This window comes from Viridibacillus sp. KH_047 (assembly GCF_057838945.1).
The window spans coordinates 1,227,188-1,240,940 of sequence record NZ_CM174479.1 but is presented as its reverse complement, the minus strand read 5'-3'; the positions used below and the strand labels follow the sequence as shown (position 1 = coordinate 1,240,940).

Genomic DNA, 13,753 nt, shown 5'->3' with positions numbered 1-13,753 from the left:
TCGGTTTTTGGCGCTACTCACGGGCTTTAGCTCTACTCACTCGGCTTTTGGCGCTACTCACTTCGGCTTTGGCGCTACTCACGGGCTTTGGCGCTACTCTCCCGATTTTTAGCGCTACTCACGGGCTTTAGCTCTACTCACTCAGCTTTTACCGCTACTCGCACGGGCTTTAACGTTACTCACTTCATCTTTGGCTCTACTCGCGTCCTTTTTAGCGCTTCCCAGGTAATTTTTAGCCCTACTCTCCCCTCTTAATCCCAAATAATAAAAAAACTCCCGCCAAATCTATTTTTGGCAGGAGTTACTATTCATTTTTAATCTTAAATCAAACGAATTGGAATGGTTCTGTTGAGATTTTAGATGGGATAAATTCACAGTTTAGTTTTTGTAGTTGGCATAGGTTTTGCATTTTATTGGCTACGCCTACCTTCATAACGCTTTCGACATGATGGCCGGGGTCTACAATTTGAAGCCCTATTGCTTCTGCATCTTGTGCAACATGGAAATACATGTCACCCGTTACATAAACATCTGCTCCTGCACGTTTAGCTGCGTGGATATATTTGTTACCATCTCCACCAAGGACGGCTATTTTCGAAACAGTTGATGTAAGATCTCCTACTACTCGAACAGCAGGAACTTGTAAGGATACTTTCACATGCTCAGCAAATTGTTTAAGTGTCATAGATGATGGTAGTTTACCTATACGACCAAGTCCCATTTCTTTTGCTGTTGTATCTAGTTGAATGACATCATAGGCTGGTTCTTCATAAGGATGGCTATTTAGCATCGCGCGAAGTACTTTACTTTTGATAGACTTGGGAACAACGGCTTCGATTTTCACTTCTTGTTCGACGTGTAATTCTCCTACTTCACCGGTGAAAGGAGTTGCCCCTGAAAGTGCTCGGAAACGTCCTTCTCCTTGCATTGTGTAGCTACATGAGTCGTAGTTTCCAATTTGTCCTGCTCCAGCTTTAGCAAGTGTCTCGCGAAGTTGATCTGCATGTTCGACTGGCACAAAGACTGCTAACTTAAACATTTCTTCACTATATGTTGGTACTAGTACCTCATAATTTTGTAAGCCCAGCGCTTCAGCAAGTAAATCGTTTACACCGCCTTCAGCAACATCCAAATTTGTGTGGGCGGCATAAACTGCAATATCATTTTTGATTAATTTTTCGAAAAGCTGTCCTTGTGGTGTATCAGTTCGGAGAGTTGAGAGCTTTCGGAAAATAGGTGGGTGATGAGCGATGATCAGTTCACAGCCAGCTGCAATAGCTTCATCTACAACTACATCGTTGACATCAAGTGTTACTAATACTTTTGTAACAGGTTTGTTTAGGTTACCGACGTGAAGACCGATTGGATCATTGTCCATTGCAGCTAATTTTTTTGGAGACCAACTTTCGAACAGCTGAATGATTTCTTGACCATTGGTTTTTTTCATCGCTTCAGTACCTCCCCAACTGCTTCAATTAGATGTGCTAACTCAGCTGATTTCGCTAAGATTTCTGGTGTTTGCTCAGCTTTTTGTAAGGCTTCGCGAACATGTCCCCATTGTTCAACTTCTCTTGTCCATTTACTATGGAAGACGTCAGAGTGTTGTTGTTTTAATACTGGACCTAATAGCTTTTCAAGTTCACTTAAATTCATCTCTCCTCGTTCTAATACAAGGATTTCATAAATTTTTTCGTCCTCTAATAGGATTACCTCATCGATAATGTTCCAACTATTTTGTAATGCCCATTCACGGATGACTTTTGCGTGTATATTTGGCTGTAGAATTAGGCGCTCGACCCCTTCTAATGCCGAGGGATGCTTTTCTAATATAGACGTGATTAGTGGCCCGCCCATACCTGCAATTGTAATGGCAGTTACGCCGTCCCCTGGTTCGATAGCTGCAAGGCCGTCTGCAAGTCTTACAGTAATTTTATTTGTTAGTTGTTCTTTTTGGACTTCGTGGCATGCTGAATCATAAGGCCCCTTTACTACTTCGCCAGCAATAGCGCTCTTTGCGATATTGTTATGTACGAGATAGCAAGGTAAATAAGCATGATCACTACCAATATCTGCTACAACAGCGTCTTGTGGAACGAATTTTGCTACGGTTTCTAGTCGTTTTGATAGTTTTTGTGCATTCATGGCAGAAGCCTCCTTTCATGTTGTATTGTAACGAAAATATGCATTTTTGCATAGAAAAACCCTTATCCTCTAAGGAGAATAAGGGCTCTTACATATATAGTGATTTAATTATTTCAAATCAGCGATATATTTAGCCATAGCGTCAAGGTTATCTGCTGGTACTAAACCACCAGGCATGCCGCCTTTACCATTTTGAAGAATATCTTTAGCCTCATCAGCTGATAAACCAGTACCATGTAAGTTTGGTCCCATGCTGCCTTCAAGGTTTTCACCATGGCAAGAAATACACTTGCTAGCAGCGAATGCTTCAGGATCAAATTCACCTGCTGCTTCTTCAGTTTTAGGTTCTTCGCCGCCTTTTGCGATTTCTTCTTTTTTGTCTGCTCCATCAAGAGACATGAAGAAAATCAAGCCGATACCAAAAGCCATAATTAGGATATACGGAATAATCGGATTCTTTTTCATCAATTAACACTCCTCATAAGTTCAGTTTTATTTCTAAATAAATAGAATCAGTCAACACTTAATATTGTACTTCATTCTATTGAAAACGAAAAGACTTATTGGGGAGTTTTTCGGCGGAATGTGACAAATTTGCCATATTCGTCACATTAACATCCAATTTGACGAGCAATTACCATTCTTTGTACTTCGGAGGTTCCTTCTCCAATTTCTAGCAATTTTGCATCTCTCATATAGCGCTCCACTTCATATTCTTTCATGTAGCCGTAGCCTCCGTGAATTTGAATGGCTTGATCAGCAATTTCCATTGCTATTTCTGACGCATATAATTTTGCCATAGCTGCCTCTTTTGTAAAAGGTTTACCTTCGTCTTTTAACCATGATGCTTTGTATACCATATTTCTTGCCAATTCTATTTTCATTGCCATGTCTGCTAGTTTAAATTGTGTTACTTGGAAAGAGGAAAGCGTTTGACCAAATTGCTTGCGTTCTTTTGAGTAACTGAGCGCTCGCTCGAAAGCTGCTTGTGCAATACCGACAGCCATAGCTGCAATACCGATTCGTCCACCATCTAGTGTGACAAGGAATTGACGGAAGCCATTTCCCTTTTTACCAAGTAAGTTTTCTTGTGGCACACGTACATTTTCAAGAATTAGTTCTGTTGTATTGGATGCATTTAAGCCCATTTTTTCGTATCGATCTAAAACGGTAAAACCTTCTGCCTTAGTCGGAACAATAATGGCACTAATTTCTTTTTTTCCATCTTTTATATCTGTAATAGCTGTTAATGCTAGATGTTTGGCATAGCTAGCATTTGTAATATACACTTTGCTACCATTTATCACGAAATCTTGCCCATCTTCTTTTGCTTGTGTTTCGGTACCCCCAGCATCAGATCCAGCGTTTGGTTCTGTTAATCCGAATGCCCCAAATGATTCACCAGTACAAATAGGTGTTAAATATTTTTCCTTTTGCTCTTTAGTACCAAATAAGTGCAGTGGAGCTCCCCCTAGTGAAATATGAGCGGAATATGTAATACCTGTAGAGGCACATGCTCGGCTCAATTCTTCAGTCACAATAGCAAAACTCGTTGTGTCTGCTCCTGCTCCTCCGTACTCTTCTTCAAACGGCAAGCCCATCATCCCCATGTCGGCAAGCTGTTTGAAAATCTCCTTTGGAAAAGCTTTCGTGCGATCGCGTTCAATTGCTCCTGGTGCTACAACTTCATCAGCAAACTCCTTCATTGTTTTTCGAATCATTTGCTGTTCTGATGTAAGATCAAAATTCATACAATCACTCCCCTTTGTGAATACGCTTACACATTAGATTATACAGAAACAAATTGTATAATCATAGAATAAAACGCATTAAACGAGAAAATATGAAAATTTTAGAAAAAAAGTATGTAAGTAAAAATAATTAATAATCCACCCGCTCCTGAAATCATAAAGTAGATGAGTTTCATCCATAAACCCGAAACTAACCATAAGACGCAATTCGCTATAATTGCAAGGTGCATCGCTAGTGGATTATCAGGTAAATAGACTTCTATAACTCTTACAGAAATTCCGAGTAACAGGAGGGCAGCCGCAGTATATGCAAATGTGGTTAAAATATCTTTTTGTGTTGCAAATTTAAAAACATAGAATAGTAGACTAAAGATTGTAATCGCTACGATAATAATAGGAAAAACGACAAGTTTCACGCTTATAAGAAATAATAATACAAGAAGGGCGATTGTACTTACACCTAATAAGGCCATTATCCATTGTTTCTTTGAGTGTTCTTTTGAAAGAATAGCATTTTTCGAGCTAATTTCGAGTTCAGTTGTAGCTAGCTCCTCCCCTTCTGCATATAAAGTGGTTAAAAAATCACAATAATGGTCAGGTAATAAGTTATTTTCTTTCCAAAATAAGATTTCATTTAGGATTGTTTCTTTTCGTTGATTCTTCATCTAGTAGTCCCCCAACTAAAAAACCAATTTCATCCATAATTTTACCTTATATATATATAAAAGGCACCCCTGTAAAGGAGTGCCTTAAGGACTATTCTAAGAAGTCTTTTAAACGTTTGCTTCGAGATGGATGGCGCAATTTTCTTAGTGCCTTCGCTTCGATTTGACGAATACGCTCACGTGTAACGCCAAATACTTTCCCTACTTCTTCAAGTGTACGCGTACGTCCATCGTCTAAACCAAAACGTAAACGTAACACATTTTCTTCACGATCAGTTAATGTATCAAGTACATCTTCTAATTGTTCTTTTAGTAATTCATACGCTGCATGATCAGATGGTGATTGTGCTTCTGAGTCTTCGATAAAGTCTCCTAAGTGTGAATCATCTTCTTCACCAATTGGCGTTTCTAGAGAAACTGGTTCTTGTGCGATTTTCAAGATTTCACGTACTTTTTCAGGAGTTAAATCCATTTCTTCTCCGATTTCTTCAGGAGATGGTTCACGACCTAAGTCTTGTAAAAGTTGACGTTGTACACGGATTAATTTATTAATTGTTTCAACCATGTGTACTGGAATACGAATTGTTCTCGCTTGGTCAGCAATTGCACGTGTAATGGCTTGGCGAATCCACCAAGTTGCATACGTACTAAATTTGAATCCTTTGCGATAGTCAAATTTTTCAACTGCTTTAATAAGCCCCATATTACCTTCTTGTATTAAATCAAGGAATAGCATACCACGACCAACATAACGTTTCGCGATACTTACTACAAGTCGTAAGTTGGCTTCAGCTAATCTCTTACGTGCTTCGTCATCACCTTGCTCAATACGTTCAGCAAGTGCGATTTCTTCTTTTGCACTTAATAAATCTACACGACCAATTTCTTTTAGGTACATTCTTACAGGGTCATTAATTTTAACACCTGGGGGTACGCTTAAATCATTTAAGTCAAACGTCTCTTCAGCTGCACTACCTTTTAATAGACGATCAAGATTTTCCTCATCACCATCTTTACCACCAAGTTCAATACCTTTAGATTCTAATTGCTCGATAAATTCTTCTACTTGGTCTGCTTCCATTTCGTAAGATTGTAATTTGTCTGCAATCTCCAGGTAAGTTAATTCACCATTCTTTTTACCCGAATCTACTAAATGTTTTTTTGCTTCTTCTAGAGTATGTTCATGTTCAACTACTGGTTTAATATTTTTAGACTTGTCTGCCATAGGTGTTTCCTCCTTCAACAACCGAATCCGCATCACATTGCCGATAACGATTTTCTTAAATCAATTACTTCTTGTGAAAGCTTTAATGCACTTCCGAAATCATGCATTTTCTCCGCTTCTTTTAATGCGTGATTCTTATCTTGAATTTGCTGCTCAATTTTATACTTTTGAACTTGTTTCAAGCAATCCGCAATCTCTTCTTCGAGATGCTCTGGATCACGATCCGCTAAAGCTGCTTCCATTGCAATTTTTCGTAATTCACTATCTTCTAGAACTTCAGCGAACCGCTGATAATCTGCTTTCTGATGGTTTTCATAGAAACCTATGAGATGTACATAGACCGCTAAATAGTCATCTCTAACAAATGGTTCTTGCTCCGCTAAACGTACACGATCAACAACGTCAATGTTATGTAACATGTGTGCTAGAAGTAATCTTTCAGCACGATCTATCGCTGTGATTTTCTTTTTAGGGAGCCTCATTTGCGGCACTGGGGACTGTTGCTGCTGCTCTTGTCTTTTTGAGTTTTGGGCAAGCTGTCCTTCCTTTTGACGCAGTTGCATATTTAGCGTGTCTTCTGAAATATTCGTTTCTGATGATATTTGCTTTACATATAATTCTTTCTCAATTGGTGAGATTCCTCCAACTAAATAGTTCAAGGCTTCATCCACATACTGCAATATATCATTATTAAATTGGAAGTTTTTATTTCTGCGTGCAAACATTAGCATAAATGCTATATAACTTAGTGGTTCTTCAATAATCTTAGACTTAAAAGATTCTTCTCCAAACTGCTTTATATAGTCATCCGGATCAAGTCCTGTTGGGAGTACTGCCACATCTACTTTCATCTTTTCTGCGTGTAACATTTCCGCAGCTCGCTTTGCAGCCTCCCAGCCGGCTTTGTCTCCGTCATAACAAACAATGATACGTTCAGCTAGACGTTTTATCTTGTTCAAATGTTGCATCGTAAGTGCTGTTCCCATTGTAGCAACAGAATTATGAACATTTGCCTTTTTACCTGACAGAACATCCATAAAGCCTTCAAATAATACAATCTTTCTCTCTTTACGAATAACCGGTCGAGCTTGATCCAAATTATAGAGGACTTGCCCTTTATGGAAAATTGGTGATTCTGGACTATTCAAATACTTGGCGTCTTCTCCAGTATTGTCAATTATCCGACCTGAGAAAGCGATTATTCTCCCACCTTCATCTTTGATAGGAAACATTATTCTTTCCCGGAAGCGGTCAAACCATCCTGAACCATCTTCCTTTTGAATAATGAGTCCACATTGTTCCATTTCTGCTAATTCGAAACCTTTTCGTTTTAACAGTTGAGTCAGTGAATCCCAATGTGGTAAGGACCAGCCAATGCCATAAGATTCGATAAGTTCCTTCGTAAATCCTCTTTGTTGCAAATATATAAGAGCTTTTTCTCCTTCCTCCGTATTAAGGAGGAGATGCTGATAATACTCAGCAGCAAAAGCATGAGCTTCTTTCATCCGCCCTTCTTCTTTAGAAATAGGGTGCGTTTGTTCCTCAGAAGTTGATACCTCTACATGAACGCCCACACGATCACCTAGCTTAGCGACCGCCTCTTGAAATGGAATATGATCGATATCCATCAAGAATGTAATAGCGTTCCCTCCAGCTCCGCAACCAAAGCAATGGAATATTTGTTTATCTGTAGATACAGAAAAAGAAGGTGTCGATTCACCATGAAAAGGGCATAAACCAAACCAGTTTCTGCCTCGCTTCGTCAATTGCACATAATCATTGATGACATCAACTATATCTGCCTGAGAACGAATTTGTTCAATAATTTCTTCAGGTATTCTTTGAGCCATTCCATCACCATCTTTACTTGCTAATAACTGAATTCGAGATAATCATATAAAAGTCCTGCATATTTCGACATAAAAATTTATATTTTATTATGGAAAGGTAAAAATGCTTATATACATTTTTACCACAATTTTTTATTATAAAACATTTTGTCTGAAAAATCTATCACTTTTTTGTAAAACACACAAAAAAACCTCCTCAGGAACGAGGCGGCTAGCATACTTATATCATTGTTTCGATAATTGAATGCGATGCAGAATATCGTTTGCAGTTTCTTCTACTGCACGGTTCGTCACATCAATGACATGACAACCAATACGATCGACAACATTTCGGAAATGTACGATTTCTTCATTGATTCGATCAAGTTTTGCGTAGTTCGCACCGTCGTTTAATCCAAGTGCAATCAAACGCTCTTTTCTTATATTATTCAACTTTTCAGGAGAAATTACAAGCCCAAAGCATTTTTGAGAATCCACTAAAAATAATTCTTCTGGTGGTTCCACTTCGGGAACAAGTGGTACGTTTGCAACTTTAAAACGCTTATGCGCTAAATACTGCGATAATGGTGTTTTTGAAGTACGTGAAACGCCTACTAACACGATATCTGCTAGTAACAAGCCTCTAGGGTCTCGACCATCATCGTATTTAACCGCAAATTCAATTGCTTCAATCTTTTTAAAATAATCATCATCTAATTTTCTTACTAACCCTGGCTCTTCTACAGGCTCTATTTTTAAAGTTTCTTCCAATTTCCCCATTAGTGGTCCCATCAAATCAATTGCTGGAACAATCTTATTGTCACTTAAGTGTTGTATATAAGAACGCATTTCTTCTTTTACTAGTGTATATACGATTATGGCACCTTGTTCAGTAGCTAAATGAACGATTTCATTTAACTGTTCCAAACTCTCCACATGAGGGAAACGCTTCAAAAATGTATCCTGCATGCCTGGTCTGAATTGACTAATTGCAGCTTTCGTGACAAGTTCCCCTGTCTCTCCAACTGAATCAGAAACGATAAATACGGCTAATTTATTCATTGAATGCATCACCTCACAAATCATGGTTATCCGCAAGCGATAAAAATGCTCGCGTAATATTTGTTTTTGTTAGCCGACCTATGACTTCGTAGCCATCAGGATGTTCAAGGACGACAGGTAGCGCATCAATTTGTCTTTCAATAAGCTTTTGGGCAGCTTGAATCAATCCATCTGACTTCATACAAAATGCAATATTAGGCATTCTAGTCATTATTATATGCACTGGGATATGATTTAAGTCCTGATTTCCAATACTTGTGCGAAGCAAATCTTTCCTTGATAGGACACCTGTCAAGTATGCGTTTTTGTCTACAACAAAAAGAGTTCCAACGTCTTCTAGAAACATCTGACAGATGGCATCATATACTGAAATATTCTCAGACACCACAACCGGAATTGATTGAAAATCTTTCACTTTCATATTCATCATGCTATCTATAACAGCTTGACCTGTCTTTTTACCAGAATAAAAATAACCAACACGTGGTCTAGCATCTAAATAACCTGCCATTGTAAGTATGGCTAGATCTGGTCTTAGTGTTGCTCTAGTCAGTGAAAGACGCTCAGCAATTTGTTCTCCCGTTATAGGACCGTTACCTTTAACAATTTCTAAGATCTCTTCCTGACGTTTGTTGAGTTCTATTGGACTCACCGCCTCAAAAAGTGTTATACTCAATACTTGATAATTATATACTATTTCACTGTATATTGCTAAGAAAAGAAACGCATGTTACAATGTGTTCAAATCATATAGGCGATGAACGGAAAATAAGTATCATTTCAAAACATAGCGAGTAGGGAAAGTGAAAGCCTACAGGAAATGAGAAACGGCAGCCGGGAGCTAATTTTTTTAAAGAGGACTAAGTTTATTCTTAGTCAATCGGGGTGGAACCGCGGGTCATTACGCACTCGTCCCCGGGCATTGTGCCCGGAGACGGGTGCTTTCTTATTTTCAATTACTTTTTGGAGGGATTTTCATGGCAAAATCAATGGAAAATATCGTCAGCTTAGCAAAACATCGTGGATTCGTATTCCCAGGATCTGAAATCTACGGAGGATTAGCAAACACTTGGGATTACGGCCCACTTGGTGTAGAACTAAAAAACAACGTAAAAAAAGCATGGTGGAAAAAATTCGTTCAAGAATCACAATATAATGTTGGTCTTGATGCAGCTATTCTAATGAATCCAAAAACTTGGGTAGCATCTGGTCACGTTGGTAACTTTAATGACCCAATGGTGGACTGTAAAAAATGTAAATCACGTCACCGTGCAGATAAATTAATCGAAGATGCAGCATTAGCACAAGGTCAAGAAATTATCGTAGATGGTTTACCATTAGATAAAATGGCTGAAGTAATGAGTGAATATGACGTAAAATGCCCAGATTGTGGCGAGCAAGATTTCACAGAAATCCGCCAATTCAACTTAATGTTTAAAACTTTCCAAGGCGTAACCGAATCTTCAACAAATGAAATTTTCCTACGTCCTGAAACAGCACAAGGTATTTTCGTGAACTTCAAAAACGTTCAACGTTCAATGCGTAAACGTACACCATTCGGTATCGCACAAGTTGGTAAATCTTTCCGTAACGAAATCACTCCAGGTAACTTCACTTTCCGTACACGTGAATTTGAACAAATGGAACTTGAATTCTTCTGTAAACCAGGTACTGAATTAGAGTGGCATTCTTACTGGAAAGACTTCTGTAAAAACTGGTTATTAAACTTAAGTATGTCTGAAAGCAGCATGCGCCTACGTGATCACGCAGACGATGAACTTTCTCACTACTCAAATGCTACAACAGATATCGAATTCCAATTCCCATTTGGTTGGGGCGAACTTTGGGGCGTAGCGTCTCGTACAGACTTCGATTTAAAACGTCATATGGAACACTCAGGTGAAGATTTCACTTATATCGATCCAGTGACAAATGAACGCTATGTACCATATTGCATCGAACCATCATTAGGAGCAGACCGTGTAACTCTAGCATTCTTATGTGATGCATATGATGAGGAAGAATTAGAAAACGACGACAAACGTACAGTTCTTCGTTTCCACCCTGCTTTAGCACCTTTCAAAGCAGCTGTATTACCACTTTCAAAAAAATTAGCAGAACAAGCTAATGACGTTTGGGCTGATCTTCGCAAAGAATTCCCAGTGGATTATGACGAATCTCAATCAATCGGTAAACGCTACCGTCGCCAAGATGAAATTGGTACTCCATTCTGTATCACATACGACTTTGACTCAGTGGAAGACGGCCAAGTAACAGTACGTCACCGCGACTCAATGGAACAAGTTCGTATGCCGATTGCAGATGTTAAAGATTATATTGCTAAACACCTTGAATTCTAATAGTTAAACTATCTTTAATAGATATTAACATTATTAAATCAAAAAGAGCCGTGATGAGATATACTTTCACGGCTCTTTTTTCTATCAACTTATAAATGTTCCTCGTCAGCAATTTGTAGTTGGAATATTGTTTCTGGTGCTGAAGTTCTACTGACTATATAAATTAATTTAGTTAGTCATTTTCTAATTCCCCTACTCTATCTCTAATGCTCCCATTTCAACAACTGAATTATCTCTAACTTGTTTTAAAGTAAGTAAAGTTAATAAGCCTGTAAAGAGTAAGGCTGCAATGAGTAGCATACCTGAAGTTAATGTTAAAGATCCAAGAATCATCGGGCCAACGAAGCCACCTAAGGCCGCAAATGAGTTTACAAGTGCAATACCAACAGGAGCTGTTGATTCTGTGAAAAAGAATGTCATATAAGCAAAGAAACACCCTGTAAATCCATATAGTCCAGCAGATGTAATCGTAAGCATTGCAACCATTGATAAAGGTGATGTTACAAAACCACATCCTATGAATCCTAAAATTGCAATTACTAAGCATACAATAAGATGCGATTTATAAGTATTAGTTCGATCCGTATTCCAACCTGTAAAAATATTTGCCGGAATCCCTACTAAAGAAGGAATCATTGCAAGCCAACCGATTTGCATATTAGTTGTATCTACGACTGATAAGTTTTTAATTATTGTAGGAATCCAGAAAGACAAACCATAGATGCCTGTATAACCCGCAAAATAGAAAAATGCTAACTTCCAAACTTTAGAGTCTTTAAGCATCTCTTTCTTAGATACTTTGTTGACTTTTTCACTTGCTCTTCGTTCCTCTTTCAACTCACCCTCAAGCCAATCCTTCTCCTCAGTAGTTAACCACTTTGCCTCTTTAGGTCGATTTACTAAATAAAAAATAACTAACACACCCAAAATAAGTGCTGGAATTCCCTCAAGAATAAACATCCAACGCCAACCTTCGAGACTGAACCAATTAACATTATCAATTATCCACGCCGAAAGTGGCGCTCCTATTAAACCGCCAATCGGTAATGCTAATAATAAGACAGCAGTTGCTTTACCACGTTCTCTTGAGCGGAACCAATAAGTTAGGTATAAAATAATGCCTGGGAAGAATCCAGCTTCTGCTACCCCCAAAAGGAATCTTAAAATATATAAATGGGTCGCATTCTGAACAAAACCAGTTAATATGACTAAAATCCCCCAGGAAATCATAATTCGAGCAATCCAAACTTTCGCACCAACTTTATGCATAATCATATTACTTGGAACTTCAAAGAAGAAATAACCTATAAAAAAGATACCTGACAGCAATCCAAATACTTCAGCACTTAAAGCTAAGTCAGCATTCATTTCTAAAGCTGCAAAACCTAAGTTAACTCTATCTAAATAAGCAATTGTGTATAAAATCAAAATGAAAGGCAAAATTCGAGTCATCGTTTTTCTAAGAGTAGATTTTTCTATACGTGAAATATCATTCATAAATTAACCCCCATAATTAATAGTTTGGATTTTCCAAAATAATTGCAATGCCTTGCCCTCCACCAATACATAAGCTCGCAACACCATATCGAACATTTCTTTTATTCATTTCAATTGCTAACGAGTAACTAATGCGCGCTCCGCTAGCTCCAACTGGATGGCCTAATGCTACAGCACCACCATTGACGTTCACCTTTTCTTCATCGATTTCAAGTTCTTTCACGACTGCTAAAGACTGCGCTGCAAATGCTTCGTTCAATTCAAACAAGTCAATTTGGTTAATTTCTAACTTTGCTTTTTGTAATGCTTTTCGAATTGCTGGTACTGGTCCAATTCCCATGTATTTTGGATCTACACCAGCTATCCCCCAAGAAACTATTTTCGCTAATGGTTGTATTTTATTCTTTTCTAAATAAGCACTTGATACAACTAAAACCGAAGCAGCACCATCATTAATACCACTGGCATTTCCTGCTGTCACGGTTCCAGTTTCTTTAAAGGCTGGACTAAGTTTTCCTAATCTTTCAGCAGATATGTCAGTACGAATATGCTCATCTTGATTAATAATAATTTCTTTGCCCTTTTTTCCTTTTAGCACAACTGGAACAATTTCTTCTGCAAAGCGGCCACTTTCACGAGCGATAGAAGCCTTTTTGTGTGAGTTCATAGAGAAAGCATCTTGTTCTTTTCTAGTAATTTCGTACTTATCTGCTAGATTTTCTGCCGTCATCCCCATGCCACAGCCTGCATATTGATCATATAATGTCTCCCAAAGCATGTCGTCAATTTTAGGTGCTTTATTAGGAGAACCAAAACGTGTTCCCCGTAATACATGAGGTGCTAAACTCATATTTTCAGTACCCCCTGCAATAGCAACATCGGTTTCACCTAAAATAATATTTTGCGCAGCAGAAACTATTGCCTGTAGACCCGACCCACATAAACGATTAACTGTCAATGCAGTTGAAGACTCCTTCATCCCGCTCTTTAACCCAATATGTCTTGCTAAATATGCGGAACTACTCGTTGTATGAATAATATTACCAAAAATAATTTCGTCAATAGACTCTATCTCTACACCACCACGTTTTATCGTTTCTTTAACTGTTTCTACCGCTAGGTCTATATCACTAGTATCTTTAAATGAGCCTCCAAATGTTCCAAATGCTGTTCTAGAACCGTTTAAAATATATGCTTCCATTTTCATCACTCCCCATATGAT

General features: G+C 38.3%; 12 protein-coding genes. 1 reads left to right on the top strand and 11 read right to left on the bottom strand.

Annotation, left to right across the window (positions count from 1 at the left end):
* Positions 1-325: 325 nt before the first annotated feature.
* From AC3IS5_RS06205 to ccpN, 9 genes are all read right to left on the bottom strand, one after another.
* The gene (locus AC3IS5_RS06205; RefSeq protein WP_489427015.1) at positions 326-1,447 is read right to left on the bottom strand and encodes a Nif3-like dinuclear metal center hexameric protein; all 1,122 of its coding nucleotides are present in this window, start codon (positions 1,445-1,447) and stop codon (positions 326-328) included.
* A complete protein-coding gene (locus tag AC3IS5_RS06200; protein ID WP_489427014.1) occupies positions 1,444-2,142 on the bottom strand; it encodes a tRNA (adenine(22)-N(1))-methyltransferase in 699 nt (232 codons plus the stop codon). Before AC3IS5_RS06200 ends, AC3IS5_RS06205 begins: the two co-directional genes overlap by 4 nt.
* A 108-nt stretch (positions 2,143-2,250) precedes the next feature.
* Positions 2,251-2,607, bottom strand: a complete 357-nt coding sequence (cccA, locus tag AC3IS5_RS06195; RefSeq protein WP_489427013.1) for a cytochrome c550 — start codon at positions 2,605-2,607, stop codon at positions 2,251-2,253.
* Positions 2,608-2,753: 146 nt separating this feature from the next.
* Positions 2,754-3,893, bottom strand: coding sequence for an acyl-CoA dehydrogenase family protein (locus AC3IS5_RS06190; RefSeq protein WP_489427012.1), 1,140 nt, complete (start codon positions 3,891-3,893; stop codon positions 2,754-2,756).
* A 101-nt stretch (positions 3,894-3,994) separates the two neighbouring features.
* Positions 3,995-4,558 carry a hypothetical protein gene (locus tag AC3IS5_RS06185; protein ID WP_489427011.1) on the bottom strand — a complete coding sequence of 188 codons (564 nt, stop codon included), beginning with the start codon at positions 4,556-4,558 and terminating at the stop codon, positions 3,995-3,997.
* A gap of 91 nt (positions 4,559-4,649) precedes the next feature.
* The gene (gene rpoD / locus AC3IS5_RS06180; protein ID WP_193740488.1) at positions 4,650-5,783 is read right to left on the bottom strand and encodes an RNA polymerase sigma factor RpoD; all 1,134 of its coding nucleotides are present in this window, start codon (positions 5,781-5,783) and stop codon (positions 4,650-4,652) included.
* 32 nt (positions 5,784-5,815) lie between these two features.
* Complete coding sequence (gene dnaG, locus AC3IS5_RS06175) at positions 5,816-7,633, bottom strand: DNA primase (RefSeq protein WP_489427010.1); 1,818 nt, start codon at positions 7,631-7,633, stop codon at positions 5,816-5,818.
* A 225-nt stretch (positions 7,634-7,858) separates the two neighbouring features.
* Positions 7,859-8,674: a pyruvate, water dikinase regulatory protein gene (locus AC3IS5_RS06170; protein ID WP_489427009.1), complete on the bottom strand. Its 816-nt coding sequence runs from the start codon at positions 8,672-8,674 to the stop codon at positions 7,859-7,861.
* 13 nt (positions 8,675-8,687) lie between these two features.
* The gene (gene ccpN / locus AC3IS5_RS06165) at positions 8,688-9,326 is read right to left on the bottom strand and encodes a transcriptional regulator CcpN (RefSeq protein WP_053416370.1); all 639 of its coding nucleotides are present in this window, start codon (positions 9,324-9,326) and stop codon (positions 8,688-8,690) included.
* 325 nt (positions 9,327-9,651) lie between these two features.
* On the opposite strand from ccpN, the gene AC3IS5_RS06160 reads away from it, so the two are divergent.
* Entirely contained in the window at positions 9,652-11,034 is a 1,383-nt protein-coding gene (locus tag AC3IS5_RS06160) for a glycine--tRNA ligase (protein WP_489427008.1), read from the top strand.
* Between the two features lie 192 nt (positions 11,035-11,226).
* Here the strand turns inward: AC3IS5_RS06160 and AC3IS5_RS06155 are convergent, their stop codons facing one another.
* Both AC3IS5_RS06155 and AC3IS5_RS06150 read right to left on the bottom strand, forming a co-directional pair.
* Entirely contained in the window at positions 11,227-12,531 is a 1,305-nt protein-coding gene (locus AC3IS5_RS06155) for an MFS transporter (RefSeq protein WP_489427007.1), read from the bottom strand.
* A 16-nt stretch (positions 12,532-12,547) separates the two neighbouring features.
* Positions 12,548-13,732: an acetyl-CoA C-acetyltransferase gene (locus AC3IS5_RS06150; RefSeq protein WP_489427006.1), complete on the bottom strand. Its 1,185-nt coding sequence runs from the start codon at positions 13,730-13,732 to the stop codon at positions 12,548-12,550.
* Between the last annotated feature and the right edge of the window lie 21 nt (positions 13,733-13,753).

Bases quoted from the DNA above. Each gene is read 5' to 3' on its own strand.
- rpoD (WP_193740488.1), bottom strand. From the start codon at position 5,783: ATGGCAGACAAGTCTAAAAATATTAAACCAGTAGTTGAACATGAACAT.
- AC3IS5_RS06185 (WP_489427011.1), bottom strand. From the start codon at position 4,558: ATGAAGAATCAACGAAAAGAAACAATCCTAAATGAAATCTTATTTTGG.
- AC3IS5_RS06190 (WP_489427012.1), bottom strand. From the start codon at position 3,893: ATGAATTTTGATCTTACATCAGAACAGCAAATGATTCGAAAAACAATG.
- cccA (WP_489427013.1), bottom strand. From the start codon at position 2,607: ATGAAAAAGAATCCGATTATTCCGTATATCCTAATTATGGCTTTTGGT.
- AC3IS5_RS06205 (WP_489427015.1), bottom strand. From the start codon at position 1,447: ATGAAAAAAACCAATGGTCAAGAAATCATTCAGCTGTTCGAAAGTTGG.
- dnaG (WP_489427010.1), bottom strand. From the start codon at position 7,633: ATGGCTCAAAGAATACCTGAAGAAATTATTGAACAAATTCGTTCTCAG.
- AC3IS5_RS06150 (WP_489427006.1), bottom strand. From the start codon at position 13,732: ATGGAAGCATATATTTTAAACGGTTCTAGAACAGCATTTGGAACATTT.
- AC3IS5_RS06155 (WP_489427007.1), bottom strand. From the start codon at position 12,531: ATGAATGATATTTCACGTATAGAAAAATCTACTCTTAGAAAAACGATG.
- AC3IS5_RS06200 (WP_489427014.1), bottom strand. From the start codon at position 2,142: ATGAATGCACAAAAACTATCAAAACGACTAGAAACCGTAGCAAAATTC.
- AC3IS5_RS06170 (WP_489427009.1), bottom strand. From the start codon at position 8,674: ATGAATAAATTAGCCGTATTTATCGTTTCTGATTCAGTTGGAGAGACA.
- AC3IS5_RS06160 (WP_489427008.1), top strand. From the start codon at position 9,652: ATGGCAAAATCAATGGAAAATATCGTCAGCTTAGCAAAACATCGTGGA.